The organism is Plebeiibacterium marinum (assembly GCF_026013615.1).
Classification (GTDB): Bacteria; Bacteroidota; Bacteroidia; order Bacteroidales; family Marinilabiliaceae; genus Saccharicrinis; species Saccharicrinis marinus_A.
In genome coordinates this window covers 1-16,068 of record NZ_JAPDPI010000054.1, presented here as the reverse complement: position 1 = coordinate 16,068, position 16,068 = coordinate 1, and the positions used below count along the sequence as shown (strand labels likewise).

The window sequence follows — 16,068 nt, the reverse complement described above, 5'->3', positions numbered from 1 at the left end:
GCTAGTTGTTAACCAAAAGAGCCTATTGTCTGGATAGAATTGATTCAATTTTATCCAGTTCTTCCTTATCAAAAGTAATGTTGTTTAAAGAATCCAGGTTATCATTTAATTGACGAACCGAACTGGCACCAATAAGTACAGAAGTTACTCTTGGGTCTTTTAACAACCAGGCAATAGCCATTTGGGCAAGAGACTGTCCTCTGTTTTCGGCAATGGCATTTAAATCTTTTATTTTTTCAAGCTTTTCGGGAGTAAGATGTTCATTCTTTAAAAAGTGGTTGCGTGTCATCCTGCTTCCTTCTGGAATGCCTTTTAAATAGCGGTTGGTCAATAAACCCTGGGCTAACGGGGAGAAGGCAATTAAGCCAATGCCTCTTTTGTCCAGTACATCTAATAATTCTGGTTCAACCCACCTCTCAAACATGCTGTACCTGGCTTGGTGAATTAAGCATGGAGTGCCTAGTTCCCTTAGGATGGATTCTGCTTCCCTGGTTTTGTCTGCCGGATAGTTTGAGATACCGGCATAAAGAGCCTTGCCTTGTCTTACTGCGTGGTCTAATGCCTGCATGGTTTCTTCCAGCGGAGTTTCCGGATCAAAACGGTGCGAATAAAAAATGTCAACATATTCCAGGTTCATACGTTTTAAACTCTGATCAAGACTGGAAAGGAGGTTCTTGCGCGATCCCCATTCTCCGTAAGGGCCGGGCCACATGTAATATCCTGCCTTGGTTGAAATAAGCATTTCATCGCGGTAAGCCTTTAAGTGCTTGTTTAAAATTTTTCCAAAGTTTTCTTCGGCACTTCCGGGTTCCGGGCCATAATTGTTGGCTAAATCAAAATGGGTGATGCCTTTGTCAAAAGCTTCAAAAATAATGGATTTCCCATTTTCAAAATTGTCAACAGAACCAAAGTTATGCCATAATCCAAGCGATATGGCAGGAAGTTTTATCCCACTTCTGCCGCATCGTTGGTAAAGCATATTGTTATATCGGTTCTCGTTAGCTGGATGTTGCATTTTTATATTGTTTAAGTTAATAAGAGGTGTTTATGAATATTATAACGGAGATTATTTTTTTATGTTATTTCTTTCCAATTAAAAACATAATCATGTCTTCAATAGCTTTTTGGCAAACAGGGCAAAATCCTTCTGCTTCATTGCTCTTCATCCTGCAGTCTATATAAGGCCTGAAAATTCCTTTTGCCACATAGCCTCCGCCTTCGTATACACCAACTTTATTAGTAAACTCCTGTGTTGCTGGTGTGGGTTGAGGGGTGGATTTTTTAATCATCTTTTTCCATTTGCTGTCAAAATCAACCAAGGTGGTGATGTTGGGTTGCCAGGGTTCTGTGTTTAAGTCAAAAAAATCGTTGTAGCTTGTTGAAGATGAATAATACTCGTCGCCAAGACCTGCAAATCCGTGACCGAACTCATGAATAAAAACGGTCAGTGATTTGGGGTTGTCGACAGAGGTCAATGAGAAATGGTTGTAAATGCCACCTCCCCCGTATTTTTCAGTATTAGCTAAAACATATATCTGGTCGTAAGGAACCAGGCCTGCATAATCGCGGATTAAAAAGGTGTGTGTGCTCTCCAGATACCTATCGGAATTGAAGGTGTTGAAGCTTGATTTTAAAGCAGTGTTTTTCCAGTTGTTTTTTCTTGGGTTGGTCATGCCTGAATTTTCAGAAACGGCATCCACAGCCCATATGTTAAACTTTGATTTGTGTTTGTTAAATGGTTTTTGGCTAAAAAGGTAGTCGGTCATCCTTTTAATGTCGTCATGAAATTTTTCAAGCTCTTCGCTGGTGTAACCATCCCCAACAAAAACAATGTCTACACACTCATCGGGGCTGCCGTTGTCAATTAATTTGTGTGTTTTTATATTTGACGGGGAGGGATGGATGATCCCAAAATCATCTGGATCAACAAATGAACTCAAAAGAGTTTTATAAGAACCGTCTTTCTTTCTTTTTTCAATAGAGATGTTTACTTTCTGTTTTGGGAAAGGGGTGAGGGTTGTCTGATGAAAGGCCTTGTCAACACTTTTAGCCTCGTCAGTTGTTTGCCATTCTTCAAAAAGTGTACAAAACCCCCTTGAAAACAAAATATCTTTACGTGTGGAGTCTTTTACAACAACTCTGAATTCTCCATACCCAAATGCATCTTTTTCTATAGGAGAGCCTCCCCAAAAAGTTTCTTTTTTAAGCTCAAATATTGAGGCACTTGTGTTGCTGTGGTTTCCGCTTAATACAAAATCAATACGTAAGGTTTCATTGGTAAAATGTTTGGAAGATTGTGCTGAGGTGTTGTAAATGCCTGAAACAAAAAATATCAGAATTAAATAGAGGTACTTCATGATTGTTATGTTTTAACTTTTATTTTTGTAAAAATAGTGAAACAGGATAGAAAAAAAACTGTGTTTCAGCAGGAACAGGGTAATTTTTTAAACAAGAAAATATTTTATGGTTCAGGAACAGATAAAAGAGTCGGTACTTAAGGTTGTAAGCCCGGATAGTTTGGTAGGCTCATTTGAATCTCTTTTGGAAGAGGTTGGGGTAAGTGAAAAAATATCAACCTACCTTTCAGTTGTTATTTTTTCAATACTTGTTTTGATAATAGCAAAAGTGGCTCATTTTATAGTGCGAAGATATCTGGTAAAACATGTGGAACGTTTTATGGAGAAAACAAAGTCGAAGTATGATGATTACTTTGTAAAACGAAAATTGATTATCCGGGCGTCATATATAGTGCCGGCTTTGATAATCTATACTTCTCTGGACTTGGTTTTTGTACAGTTTGACCATGTTAATGCTGTTTTGCATAATCTGGTTTCTTTGTACTTTATTGTTGTGGCTTTGTTGTTAATAGATTCCTTTTTAAAAGGAGTTGGTGATGTCTATGAAACGTTGCCCAATAGCAACGAAAGACCAATAAAGGGATACCTGCAGGGGATATACCTGGTTTTTGTTTTGATAGGTGTGCTGGTTACGGTTTCTATTCTTTTGGATGTGAAGCTTACTGTTGTGTTTACCGGGTTAGGTGCCATTGCAGCAGTGCTGATATTGGTGTTTAAGGATACTATCCTGGGTTTTGTGGCCAGTATTCAGTTAACAGCAAATAGTATGGTGAAACCTGGCGACTGGATTGAGATGCCTTCGCATAAATCGGATGGTACAGTTATGGAAATGACCCTGAATACAGTAAAAGTTCAGAACTGGGATAAAACCATTTCAACTATACCTACTTATGCTTTGGTGAGCGAGAGTTTTAAAAACTGGAAAGGGATGGAGGAGTCCGGAGGCCGAAGGATTAAGCGTTCGATCAATATCGACATGAAATCGGTAAAATTCTGTGATGACAAGATGTTGGGCAAGTTCAGGAAGATAAAAGTGTTGAAAGATTATATTGAAGATAAACTTGAAGAACTGGAGGAGTATAATAAACAATTTGATATTGATGAATCTATCCTGGTGAATGGAAGACGCATGACCAATCTGGGTGTTTTCCGGAAATACCTGGAGGGGTATTTGCATAATCATCCGAAAATCCATCAGAATATGACCTTCCTGGTTCGTCATCTGCAACCAACCGAAAAAGGTATTCCCATTGAGATATATGTTTTTAGTAATGATCAGGCATGGGCAAATTATGAATCTATCCAGGCCGATATTTTTGATCATATACTGGCCGTGTTGCCTGAATTTGAGTTAACAGTTTTCCAATTTCCTACCGAAAAACTGTCTGCAACAATGATGGAAGAAGTATAGTGGATTGTAGAAAAAATATTGAAGTGGTTACAAAATTAATTTTTAAGAAATGTGACAAAAATAATTGAATCTTAATCTTTTAATTTATATTTTCGCACCAGATTATTACTTATATTTAGAATTGGGTTACGATTTATAATTACATGTAAAGACGGGATGGAAAATAGCCAGCAAATTGATAGTTTAGATAAAAAGATACTTTCTCTGATTACAAAAAATGCACGTATACCATTTTTGGAAGTTGCCAGGGAATGCAAGGTTTCCGGAGCTGCAATTCATCAAAGGATACAGCGTTTGATGAACCTTGAAGTGATCAAGGGATCTGAATTTGTGATTAATCCTGCAAAAATAGGGTATCACACTTGTGCCTTTATGGGGATTTTCTTGAAAAAGGCCAGCCTTTTTGATAAAGTAGTGGAGGAACTTAAGCAAATTCCGCAAATCGTAGAGTGTCATTATACTACAGGGCAGTATGCTATTTTTATAAAGATTTATGCCAAGAATAATGAGGATCTGAAAAGGATGTTGCACGACAGGCTGCAGTCAATTACCGGAATTTCAGCTACAGAAACCATTATTTCACTGGAAGAAACCTTTAAAAGGCAATTGCCGATTGATTAAGGAGTGATTTAAAGAATATAAAAAAAGCCAGGTATCAAATTGATTACCTGGCTTTTTTATATATAAGTTTTTGTGTTTTGTATGTGAGGTTATAACGTCCATTCTCCGTTGATGATTTTTTGCAAGGGAGAGATGAATTTTTTAAAATTCATTGTGATTAAGTTGATAAGGGGATCGTGTTTTGTTAAGTCTTTATAATTGTCCTCATTGATCTTCAATAGTGTGCCCCTGTCGTATTTGCTGTTGGGTGTGGATAAAACCAGGTGGGGCAGTATGGCAGATGTTGCTTCCAGTTTATATTCATCTTTCTTTATCACTTCTTTTGTGAGCAGTAATGGATGAATCTCAAAAAAATTATAGGTACTATCGCCAAGGTAAAGGTTGAAAGATAGATTTTGTACCAGGGGTACCTGATAGTAAAAGTTAAATGTGTTGTTGGGATCAATAATGTGCATTGATATAAAGTTGTTATGCATGTTTTCAGGAGTATAATGAATCATCCACTTGATGTCGTTATAGTCCGTAAACTGTTCTTTTAATCCCAGCCATACCAAAATTCTTGGCCAGAGAATCAGGTTAAAATGGTCGCTCCAGTGGTTTTGTTCTTTTAGTTTAAGAGCATTTTCTAAGGTGAAATCTATAATTGGAATCTTCATCATATAATATTGTATGAGGGAAGCATAAAGTCAGGCGTGGGTTTCCCATCTGGCTTTTAGTACTGTGCTTCGTATTTATTTAAAACACAAATGTACTATAAATGTGCCTGAAGGGCTAATTCAGTTTCTTTTTTGTCGCCGTTAAATACGATGTCTATTCTGCCTAGTTTTACTCCGCCCCAGCCGGTTTGTCCAATGTAAACTCTTTTATCGGCTTTGTTTTTGATTGCAGTTGGGGTATCTAAAAAAATATGAGAGTGCCCTCCTAGTATTAAGTCGATATTTGTGGTGTTCTTTGCTACATCAATGTCTCTTATCATTCCCTCTTTTAGGTCATATCCTAAATGCGACAGCGCAATAATATAGTCGCAATTTTCCTTTTCTTTTAAAAAAGAAGCCGCTTTTTCTCCCTCAATAATAGGATTGTTGTATGTTATGTTTTTGTAATTGTTGGGAGAAACCAAACCTTCCAGTTTTATTCCCAGGCCTATAATGCCAATTCTGATATTGCCTTTCTGGATTATCTTGTATGGGTGTGTTAGTGTTTTTAGTTTGTTGCCATCCAGCCCGTAATTGGTTATGATAAAAGGAAAGTCTGCTTTACTTATCTGCTTGCAAAGCTCATGTTCTCCATTGTCGAATTCGTGGTTTCCTATGGTTGCTGCATCGTATCCCATATCGCCCATAAGCTTTATTTCCAATTCTCCTTTGTAAAAATTAAAATAGGGTGTGCCCTGGAAAATATCACCGGCATCAAGTAAAAGGACGTGTTCTTCTTCTTTTCTGATTTGCTTAACCAGGGCGGCCCTGCGGGCAAAACCACCTTGGTTTGGGAACTTTCTGTGGTTGGCGGGAAAAGGGTCGATATGACTATGGACATCATTAGTGTGCAGGATCGTAATTTTTGTGATTCTGTTGTTAGTAATACATGAAGATAGCCCAAGGGTGCCAATGGCAGTTCCGAGGCTTACTGTTTTTAAAAAATCTCTTCTGTTTCCCATCTTAACCTAAAAAATAAAATTTTGTATCTGCAAGTAAATGATGTGTTTGGGCAAGTGCTATTTTATCACCTTTATCCTGCCATCTGTTGAATAAACAACCTTTTGCTGGTTTTGGTTTAACTCTTCAATATGTTCTATTATGGCTTCCCTGATTTTGCATCCAATAGATTCAGAGTGCAGTGGGGAGGTGATCATGGTGAAGAAATCCCCTCCGTTTGCCAGGTAATCAGAAGTGGCCAGATAATAGTTTCCGGATGTATCAATTTCTTTTCCTCCAATACGTAGTTTTGAAAGGGTGTTGTTTGAAATTGTGATTGTAGCTCCACTAATTCCCTCTCCGTTGGTAGTGCTGATGTGTTCAAATAGCTTTTGTATATTTTTGCCGGACAGGGTTAATATTACTATTTCATTCTCAAAAGGCATGATCTCAAAAATATGACGAATCGTGATTGCCCCCTTGGGAAGTGCAGTCCTGATGCCTTTGATATTCATTAATGAAATCAGTTGCAACGAATCAGCTTTGTTTTGCTCAAGATATTTTTTTGCCCTATCCTGTATGATGTCAGACATGAAGTTTGAAAGCGGACTTTCCGGAAAATAGGAGGTGAGCTCCCGGGTACTATGACCAATGATCCTGTCCATTTTTTTGTCAATATCCACTTTGTAGGGTTGAATATATCTTTGCATGGAGGTGTCATTGGCTATTAAGTGGTCGGTTGTTATTAATTTGCCCGATACCAGAGTGGCTTCGTTGTTTTGTTTACAACCACACAATAGTATTATTGAAAAAAGAAGAATAATATGTTTATTCATAAAATTATGTTCTGAATAGATAGCTTATGGAAGCAAAAATAAATCTTTAATTTAAGAATTAATAATGGATTAGGTTATTTTCATGTTAATATTGGGCGGTAGACCAAGTGGTTTGTTTGTGGGTAAATGCTGCGTCCTGCTCATATGGTCAGTACCATAGGGATGCGCGTTTGTGTGTTGTGGGAAGAAGAGGGGAAAAAATAAGGGCTCTTGTTAGGGAGCCCTTTGTGTTATGATATCTCATTTGATCTGCTCATAAAATTTCTTTTTAATACCAAGGAGCATTTCCTCATTCATATTGGGATTATAAACTCTGATCATATCAACAATTTCAAAGTTATTATGGAAATGAGCTAAAGCAGAGTCAAAGAATGTCCCATCCCAATTGTACTTCGCTTTCTTGTTGAGTTCCACAAATTCTGTCCACCTGTAATATTTGGGTATCACAATATATCCATGATCTTTTTCAATAGTGTCAAGATAAATGCCATCATTAATTTCTTTTAACTGAAAGAATTTTTTGATGCGGATAGTTGCCGTCCCTTCAATGTTTTTAGATGGCTTCTTTTTGAATACGAATCCCTGATCGATAAAGCAGGCCTGAAGGTCTTTGATCTGATCGTAGGTGTCAAGGTGGCGCACTCTTATAACATGATATGTTTTGTTATAAATAGTAACAGTGCCTGCATCTGCATGAAAATGAGAAGAGAAGTAAGTCTTGATGTTTTGCCTTGCCCGGGTAACCTCTTCTAGTGTATATAGCCTGTCAACTACCAGGTATAGATATAGCGGTTTTGCATCTTTGGGAGTTCCCCCGTAATAGTTAAAAAAACCGGGGAAAGGTTCCGGAGCTTCCAAAACAAAAGTGTTGGGCATTATTTTGTCGCTGATCGTAACCAATTGTTCTGCTTTTAAAAGGTTGCCATACCTTTCGAGTATATCTGAATGTGCCATAATTGTTGTGATTTTGGTTTATACTCTAATAAGTTACAAAAAAAATATTTTGCAAAGAAAAAATTAATGGTCTCTTGTAAATACAGGTTTGTATTCTGATGATAATTGGTTGTTGTAATAATATCCTTCCAGGTCAAATGCCTTGAGGTCATTGTAATCGGTTAAGTTATTCTGAATGATGAACCGGGTCATCAGTCCGCGGGCTTTTTTTGCGTATATAGATATTACCTTATAGTTTCCGTTTTTCAGATCTTTAAACTCAGGGGAAATGATCGGAACAGTGATGTCTTTTGTATTGATGGATTTGTAATATTCATTTGATGCAAGGTTTATCAATGCCTTGTGCTTGTTTTCTTTAATGTCGAGATTTAGTAAATCTGTAATTTTACCATCCCAATAGCTATAAAGGTTTTTGTAATCGAGGAATGTCATCCGGGTACCCATTTCCAGGCGATAGGGTAATATAATATCAAGGGGACGAAGCAATCCGTATAACCCGGAAAGAATCCTGAGTTTTTTTTGTGCAGTTTCTATTTCTGTTTTATTTAGTGTTTCTGCTTTTATGCCATTGTAAACTTCTCCATTGAATGCAAAAAGAGCCTGCTTGATTTCTGTATTGCTAAAAGGAAAGCTCCAGTGTTGATATCTGGTGTAATTTAAATCTGCCAGTTTCTGACTGATCTTCATCAAAGAACCTAATTGTTCCGGAGAGTAGTTTTTTAGAATATTGACCAACTGTTGGGCTTCGCTGGAAAATCGGATCTCGCTATGTAAAGAAGTTCCGGCAGGCTTTGTAAAATCTAAAGCCTTGGCCGGAGATATTATTATTTGCATACTTTTATGTTTTTATTCAAAAACATAAAAGTATCAATAAAGTTTAGTTGTTCTATTATTTGATTTTAAGTAATACAACATTCTCAACATGATGGGTGTGGGGGAACATATCAACAGGTTGTATTTTTTCAACAGTATATTTGTCGTCCAGCAGGTTTAAATCGCGCGCCTGCGTTGCTGAGTTGCAGCTTACATAAACAATTTTAGGCACATCAGTTTTTAAAATTGTTTTTACAACGTCTTCATGCATCCCGGCACGTGGCGGGTCAACAATCATCACATCCGGCTGTCCGTTTTCTTTAATAAAATCAATATCCAGGATGTCTTTCATATCCCCGGCATAAAATACCGTGTTGTCAATGTTGTTTTCCCTTGAATTTATCTTTGCATCTTCGATAGCTTCGGGAACATATTCAATACCAACTACTTTTTTTGCTTGCTTAGCCACAAAGTTGGCGATGGTTCCTGTTCCGGTATATAAATCGTATACCACTTCATCTCCCGACAAGTCGGCAAATTCTCTGGTTACTTTATAAAGTTCGTATGCCTGATCCGAATTGGTTTGATAAAATGATTTAGGACCAATCCTGAATTTTAGTCCCTCCATCTCTTCTTCAATGTATTCCTTGCCATGATAGCAATGGGTATCCAGGTCGCCAATGGTATCATTAGCTTTTGGATTGATTACATAGATTAAAGAAGTTATTTGCGGGAACTCAGTTTTCAGGTGCTCAAGTAAGGCTTCGCGTTTTTCTTTGTCATCATAAAAGAAAACAACAATAACCATTACCTCGCCGGTAGAAGATGTTCTGATGAACAGGGTTCTTAAAAATCCTTCCTGATCTCTTAGGTTAAAGAAAGTTAGTTTGTTGTCGAGGGCATATTTTTTAACTGCAAGGCGAATGCTGTTTGATGGCTCTTCTTGCAGGTAGCAGTTTTTTACGTCGATTACCTTGTCGAACATGCGAGGGATATGGAACCCAAGTCCATAGCGTTCCGGAGAATCTTCAGCTACTACCTCTTCGCTGTTTTCAAACCATCTTCTGTTAGAGAAGGTAAACTCCAGTTTGTTCCTGTAAAACTTTGTTTTTTCCGAAGGAAGGATGGGCATAATATCAGGAAGTTTTACCTTGCCAATTCTTTTCAGATTGCTTTCAACTTCTCTTTGTTTATAATAAAGCTGGTCTTTGTATGGTAGTGCCTGCCATTTGCATCCTCCACAAACACCAAAGTGTTCACAAAATGGTTCCACCCTGTTTTCGGATAGCTTATGATATTTGGTGACGTAGCCTTCGTAATAAGTTTTTCTTTTCTTATTAACCTGAACGTCCACAATATCTCCGGGAATGGCATTTTGTACAAAAAGCACCATGTTTTCTATACGTGCCAATGCTTTCCCTTCAGCAGCAACGTCCGTAATTTCAATGTTCTCGATTAAAGGTTTTCTTCTTCTTGATCTTCCCACGGTAATAAATTTTATCAGCCTGCAAATATACAACAGATCTTACATTTCAGAAATAAGAGAGGCTACTTATTTGCAATAAAAAAGGCCGTCGTGCTGACGGCCTTGATGATATTTATTCAAACGGATTGCTTTCAAAATTGTTGTCGAAAGTGTTTACGGGTTGTTGTTCTTGTTGGGTCTGGGGGGCTGCACTAAAAGGATCCCCGGGACCTGAGCCTTCAGAAGTCATCATAAGGCAAATGTCTTTATCAATAGTAAACTGCCCTAGCTCGGGTTTTGAGTATTTCTTTTTTAAGTTCGTCATTCTCATTGTGCTTGAACAAAGTAAATTATTTTCCACTACTTAAGCAAAACTTTTTTTGCAAAGGATTCATTTTTGTTTATGATCTTAACAACAAACAAACCATCAAGGTTAGTGTGGATAATATTTACATCTTCGTTTAGTAATGCTCCATTTTTTAATAAACGGCCGTTGGTTGAGTATATTTCATAAGTGCTTCCATTTAAATTTTCTCCGGAAACATAAATAGTTTTAGAATAGGCATAAATATTAGGATTTGTGTCAACTTTGCCGTTGTTAATATCTGTAGCTGTATTATTGTCGATAAAATGCAAAGCAAATTGATCGGTGATTTTTCCGGTTTTTGTTGCTGAAAAAGTATAGGGATCCTCGCCGGCAAGATCAGTCATTTTCTTTGCGTACTTATCTTCAAGCAATACTTTGTAATTGTTGAAAATGCCTTCCTCTTTTATAACTTTTATACTGTATGAACCTGTGTTTTTAATGCTATAACCAAGGGGTACAACCAAATTATCTTGCAATTCACTTTTACAGTTAATGGCATAAGATTCTGAGTTTTCGTAGGAAAATAATTGGATGAGATTAGAATTGGTGCTAAATCTTTTTGAAGCATCATATGTGTCATCTCCATCTTCTGCAATGTCGGCAAAGGCAATAATAGTTTCGTCTTCATAGATTCCACTTACCCCGGCAAGGTTAATTTTAGGGTAAGATATTTGCGACCCTTTTAATACAGATTTGTTGTTGGCTTCCAATGCTGCTTTAGGCATAGTGATTGATCCGCTGGCATATCCTTCTGTTACTTTTACATAGAACCCCTGGTTTGAAGGGATGATATTATCAAGTCCATAGGTTCCTCCTCCAACTTGACTGTATGTTGCGTAGATGCCGTAATTGGTAGCATCATTTAAAAATATCCAATAAGCATTGTCGATATTGGTTTTTAGTCCTATTTCATTCCAGTTAAGTCCTGCAGGGTATGGATTTCCTATGAAATTCCAGCCGTATCCTGCACCGTCTGTTCTGGTCAACATGACTCCATATGAAGCATTCGAGTTGATGTTTCCTGTAAATGTTAAGTCTGTACTTGTTCGTAATGCATATCCTGTTCCTGAAGTTAGGGGATCGTCATTGCCCATCCAATTCCAGCTATCAGTAGTATTGTCGTATGATCCAATGGCATTGTCAATTCCCAGAGTGCTTTTGGTAGCACCGCTTACTGCCGAAGATACATTATATGTTCTGTTGGATGCATTTATTTGTTGGTAAATGAGGACATCAGATCCATTTACAGAAACAGGAGTATGTCCGTGGTCAATTAAGGAAGCATTGCCGGGATCAGAAGTGGATGATTCAAGTGTAATGGTTTCATTCACAGTTAAACTACCTGCGGAAGTGATTTCCAAAGAAGCGCCGGCTTCAATAACTATGTTTCCAACTGTTACGTCAGTAGAGATAACAGGCATAGCTGTAGCTGTTGAAGGAATGATAACACTAATGCCTTCTACAAAACCTGCATCCCAGTTTGTGTCGGTTAACCATGCGGAAGAAGTTTCTCCATCCCATATAATATAGTTTGAGGTTGTAAATTCTGCCGATGAACTGGTGGCTTGTTGGTTCCCATAATAATCTTCAACTGCAAATATTGATACCCCATAGGTAGTGTTTTGACTTAATGCAGCATCTGGAGTGATGGTTATCAGGGTTTTTTCAGCGTTAATTGTGGCTGTAAAGCCCTGAGGGGTACTTGGTGCTATGTAAAAACTAACTAAAGATGCAACGTTGCTGTCGTCAATGATTGTTCCGTTTGTCATTCTTACCGGCTCATCAAATGAGATGGTGATTGGGGTTGATGTAGAAACATCGGTTGCCGCATCTGCAGGTGTAAATGTGTTGACAGGCGCAGTTCTTTCCAATGTGGTAAAGCTGGTTGTTTCAATTGGTGAATCCAATGAGTATACCCCGTCTGTGGCAATTAAATGGATGTAGTAAGTGGTTTCTGCGGCATATAAACCATAATTTGAAATGTCTATGGCCTCTGCAAATTCTGAACCTCCAGTCATGGCTCCGGAGCCACTTGTGTATGTAGTTGGTGTCCCTGTTTCATCCTGACCTGCCTTAATCTGGGCCGCAGTAGGGGCGGTTGCACTTGCTGTTACAACATAATAATAAGTTCCTGACTGATCTGTTTGTCCTGCCATATCTACTGAGGTTGGCGAGAGGTTTCTTGTTAATGGATAGCCTGTTTCCCAGGCTGGTTCACCAATGGTTGTAAAGCTCCAACCTGAGGATGTGGTTATCCCTGAAAAAGGAGCGCCGGGTATAGACTCAATCAAACCACTTGGAATGATGACATGGTATTCCGTGTTTGTTTCCAAAGGTGATGTGTATGGTGTTATGGTAAGACGATCTGTAGTTAATGCATCGCCGTCAAAAGCAAGGTTGCCATCTACAAATCCTGGTGAAACAATAAATTCATCAATTGTTGTTCCTCCCTGGCGTAGTAATATCTTGTATTCAGATGGAGGATCAATAAACTGAACGTCCATATTAAAAGTTAATTGCAGGGATGGGGTAGGGCTAACGCCTGTTTCTCCTTGATCAGGACTGTATACAGTGGGAACTGGAGAATAAGTTATTGCAGTAAAACGCCAGTTGTTACCTTCAGAATTATCAATCCCAGAAAAATCAACAATAGCCCCATCATCAATAGTGATGTAGTAACTTACTCCTTCATCAATAGGACTTGTCGGATTGATTGATAAAACATTATCGAGTATTGATGCACCGGAAGAAGCTCTGCCTCCGGCACAAGTCCATGATTCAATTAAAGTTGCATCATTATTGAAAAGCTGAATTTTTGTAGCTGTACGACTAGGGTTGAAAGAAATGTTGTTAGCAAAAGTTAATGTCATTGTTACATTAAGGTCAACATCTGTAGCATTTTGTTCTGGATAATATATTAAGGAAGAAGATACAGAGAATCTCCAGTTGTTGCTTTCTGAATTGTCAATCCCAGAAAAACCAACAATAGCTCCATTGTCTATGGTGATATAATAATTTGATCCTTCAAGAAGATTTGCTCCAGGGGTGATTTCTAAGCTTAGCCCATCTATAGATTTTGCAACACCCGGATCGGGTTCACCACCCCAACAGTACCATGTCTCAATATTAATGTCGTCTTCAAATAGGTTGATTTCAAGCCAATCATCACCAGCATTGAAATAAATTTCCTGATCAAAAGTTAATATGAGTTTTTGGCTAGGATCAGCATTCGTAGCACCTTGTTCTGGATCGTATTCCGTAATATTCTGTCCCCAAATCCCAAAACAAAAACTTAATAAAGCAAATAAAGAGTATAATTTCTTCATCATAATATATTTTAAATCCTTGTGTATGCCTTTACACAAGGATATGTTGTCAAAATTAAAAAAGTAAACCCCAAATGGTCAGCAAGTAAATTGCAAACGTAAAAATAATCTTTTAAAAACTTCTGTATCTTTCTTATACTGTAAAAATCGTGAAATGTTCTGATTTTTTGATGAATGTACAGTTATCTTACAGTAAGTTTTGCCAGGTAGTCGTAGTGCATGCCATCTGCAATTTTTTCCATTTTTAAACCGTTTTTTTCAGCATAGAACTTTAAAAGTTCATCGTCAATAAACAGCCATTTAAACGAATTGCCTTTTATGTCGTCGTATACCATTCGGTAGCTAATCTCTCCGTAATAGTCATCATTTAGGTTAATCAGCAGGCTGCCGTCGTCATCTTCAAACAGATATCGTATGTCGGAGCTGTCAATAATTAAACAACCTCCCGGGTTTAATAAGGATTTTACCTTGTCAAAAAACTTTTTGAGGTTATTGGTGTCCCCGGCAATGCCAATGCCATTCATCAGCATTAAAATGGTGTCGTATTTTGTGTCTTCAGGAAGTTGGTAAAAATCCTGTTGTAAAATGTTTTTTACGCCTCTTTTTTGCATCACCTCACAGGCGGCAGGACTAATCTCATTGGCATAGGCCTCTTTGTTGCTCTGTTGTAAGTATAATGCATGACTTCCGGCTCCGGCTCCTACGTCCAAAATTTTCCCGGTGCTAATGGTTAACGCCTTTTTTTCCAGGTCAGGCATCTGGTCGAAAGAACGAAACAAGTACTCCACCGGTAAAACGTCGTCTTCAACTATATTGGATTGAACTTTAATCTGAGCGTCTTTTTTCCCGTTTAAAAAGTCGAGACAAGCAGCTCCTAAAGGATCTGTGTATGTTTTCAATGTAAAATTTTTGTACAAAAATAGTAAAATATTAGTGGCTGTATAAAAGATACATAGCTAATTATTCTTAAATTTGTAAATACAAAATCCGTAGTTTTGGGAAATAGATTCAATTATTAAAAGCAGTTTTTACGGATCTGCTTTTACTTTTTTATGGCCTTGATATACTTCGCACCTTTACAAAGTTATACCACTTTGCCTTATTATATGGCCTTTAATTCAATAGTTGGGAACGTTGATAAATATTTTACCCCGTTTTACAGGCTCAACAAGCAAGGTGAATTTGAATATGAAAAGCAATTGCATTATAGTCCGGAGCTGAATCTTGTTCCGCAGATTCTTGCCAACAGTGGCCGGGATTTATTGTGCTTTGCCCGTGATATGCTTGATCGTGGTTTTCGTGAGATTAATTTAAATATCGGTTGTCCTTTTCCTATGGTTGCCAACCGGCATTTAGGATCCGGTTTGTTGCCATATCCCAATGAACTAAATGGAATGCTTGAAGCGTATTTTTCAAAAGATCTTCCTGTTCAATTATCCGTAAAGATGAGGTTGGGTTGGAAAGAATCCTCTGATATTAAAGCCATCATGCAGGTGTTAAAACGGTTCCCGATTTCTGAGCTGATCCTGCATCCACGAACAGGGGTGCAAAAGTATAAGGGGACTCCTGATTGGGAAAAGTTCGGCGAAGTAGTTGGATGTTGGGATGGTCCTATTGTGGGGAATGGGGATATTATGACCAATGAAGATATCCAGGATAAGCAAAGGGAGTTTGATACTGTTAAAGGGTGGATGATAGGACGTGGGTTGCTGATAAACCCTTTGTTGTTAAGCGATCAGGATTCCTCGTGTGATGAACTCTTAACCACGATTCGAAAAATTCATGATTGCTTTATTGAAAACCTGAAAATGTTTGGTTATTCAGATCCTCAAATTTTGAATCATTTGAAATGCTTTTGGGAATATCCTTCTAAAAATATTGATGGTGGGGCCAGGATTTACAAGAAATTACGGAAAACAGGTAAGCTTGATGATTATGGGTCTGTACTGGATTCATTTATTTAGTGATTGTAAGCAAAGTCCACTTTCCTCAATCACACACCTTTTGATTTAGATAAGCGAGAAGCATCAGGGTTATTAACTTCTTGTATTATCCAGTATTCTGCTATAATTTGAGTTTTTATTAGTCGTGGTCGGGATGTAATTGAGGCTTTTCCGTACTGTGCTCGTGGCAAGTTCGTGTCAGCTTCGGCTTTTTGTCGACCTCTATTCGTCTCCTGTTCGCATGTCTAAGGCGAACCGTAGTCGAAGCCTACCCGAACACTTCCCGAACACATCCAGACTCTTTCCCGAAGCCGTATCGAAGAAACGTAGGAAAAAACTCG

14 protein-coding genes are annotated in these 16,068 nt (G+C 38.0%); 3 read left to right on the top strand and 11 right to left on the bottom strand.

What is annotated here, in order from left to right:
• Positions 1-22: 22 nt before the first annotated feature.
• Together mgrA and OM074_RS18675 are read right to left on the bottom strand one after the other, a co-directional pair.
• Positions 23-1,015: an L-glyceraldehyde 3-phosphate reductase gene (gene mgrA, locus OM074_RS18680; RefSeq protein WP_301202106.1), complete on the bottom strand. Its 993-nt coding sequence runs from the start codon at positions 1,013-1,015 to the stop codon at positions 23-25.
• A 64-nt stretch (positions 1,016-1,079) separates the two neighbouring features.
• On the bottom strand, positions 1,080-2,357 hold the full coding sequence (locus tag OM074_RS18675; protein ID WP_301202105.1) for a M64 family metallopeptidase: 1,278 nt from the start codon (positions 2,355-2,357) through the stop codon (positions 1,080-1,082).
• A gap of 106 nt (positions 2,358-2,463) precedes the next feature.
• Here OM074_RS18675 and OM074_RS18670 point away from each other — a divergent pair, with 106 nt between their 5' ends.
• Together OM074_RS18670 and OM074_RS18665 are read left to right on the top strand one after the other, a co-directional pair.
• On the top strand, positions 2,464-3,768 hold the full coding sequence (locus OM074_RS18670) for a mechanosensitive ion channel family protein (RefSeq protein WP_301202104.1): 1,305 nt from the start codon (positions 2,464-2,466) through the stop codon (positions 3,766-3,768).
• 156 nt (positions 3,769-3,924) lie between these two features.
• Positions 3,925-4,389, top strand: coding sequence for an Lrp/AsnC ligand binding domain-containing protein (locus OM074_RS18665; RefSeq protein WP_301202102.1), 465 nt, complete (start codon positions 3,925-3,927; stop codon positions 4,387-4,389).
• Positions 4,390-4,478: 89 nt separating this feature from the next.
• On the opposite strand, the gene OM074_RS18660 is transcribed toward OM074_RS18665, so the two are convergent.
• From OM074_RS18660 to OM074_RS18620, 9 genes are all read right to left on the bottom strand, one after another.
• Entirely contained in the window at positions 4,479-5,048 is a 570-nt protein-coding gene (locus tag OM074_RS18660) for a hypothetical protein (RefSeq protein ID WP_301202101.1), read from the bottom strand.
• A 92-nt stretch (positions 5,049-5,140) separates the two neighbouring features.
• Positions 5,141-6,046, bottom strand: a complete 906-nt coding sequence (locus tag OM074_RS18655; RefSeq protein ID WP_301202099.1) for a bifunctional metallophosphatase/5'-nucleotidase — start codon at positions 6,044-6,046, stop codon at positions 5,141-5,143.
• Between the two features lie 57 nt (positions 6,047-6,103).
• The gene (locus OM074_RS18650; RefSeq protein ID WP_301202098.1) at positions 6,104-6,859 is read right to left on the bottom strand and encodes a 5'-nucleotidase C-terminal domain-containing protein; all 756 of its coding nucleotides are present in this window, start codon (positions 6,857-6,859) and stop codon (positions 6,104-6,106) included.
• A 240-nt stretch (positions 6,860-7,099) separates the two neighbouring features.
• Positions 7,100-7,813 carry a hypothetical protein gene (locus OM074_RS18645; protein ID WP_301202096.1) on the bottom strand — a complete coding sequence of 238 codons (714 nt, stop codon included), beginning with the start codon at positions 7,811-7,813 and terminating at the stop codon, positions 7,100-7,102.
• A gap of 63 nt (positions 7,814-7,876) precedes the next feature.
• A complete protein-coding gene (gene yaaA, locus OM074_RS18640) occupies positions 7,877-8,647 on the bottom strand; it encodes a peroxide stress protein YaaA (RefSeq protein WP_301202095.1) in 771 nt (256 codons plus the stop codon).
• 55 nt (positions 8,648-8,702) lie between these two features.
• Entirely contained in the window at positions 8,703-10,112 is a 1,410-nt protein-coding gene (rlmD, locus tag OM074_RS18635) for a 23S rRNA (uracil(1939)-C(5))-methyltransferase RlmD (protein ID WP_301202094.1), read from the bottom strand.
• A gap of 112 nt (positions 10,113-10,224) precedes the next feature.
• Positions 10,225-10,416 carry a hypothetical protein gene (locus tag OM074_RS18630; RefSeq protein ID WP_301202093.1) on the bottom strand — a complete coding sequence of 64 codons (192 nt, stop codon included), beginning with the start codon at positions 10,414-10,416 and terminating at the stop codon, positions 10,225-10,227.
• 35 nt (positions 10,417-10,451) lie between these two features.
• Positions 10,452-13,787 (bottom strand): Ig-like domain-containing protein, encoded by a 3,336-nt coding sequence (locus OM074_RS18625; protein WP_301202092.1) that lies wholly within the window; start codon positions 13,785-13,787, stop codon positions 10,452-10,454.
• A gap of 179 nt (positions 13,788-13,966) precedes the next feature.
• Entirely contained in the window at positions 13,967-14,683 is a 717-nt protein-coding gene (locus OM074_RS18620; protein ID WP_301202091.1) for a class I SAM-dependent methyltransferase, read from the bottom strand.
• A gap of 207 nt (positions 14,684-14,890) precedes the next feature.
• Here OM074_RS18620 and OM074_RS18615 point away from each other — a divergent pair, with 207 nt between their 5' ends.
• Entirely contained in the window at positions 14,891-15,748 is an 858-nt protein-coding gene (locus tag OM074_RS18615; protein ID WP_301202090.1) for a tRNA-dihydrouridine synthase family protein, read from the top strand.
• The last annotated feature ends 320 nt before the right edge of the window (positions 15,749-16,068 follow it).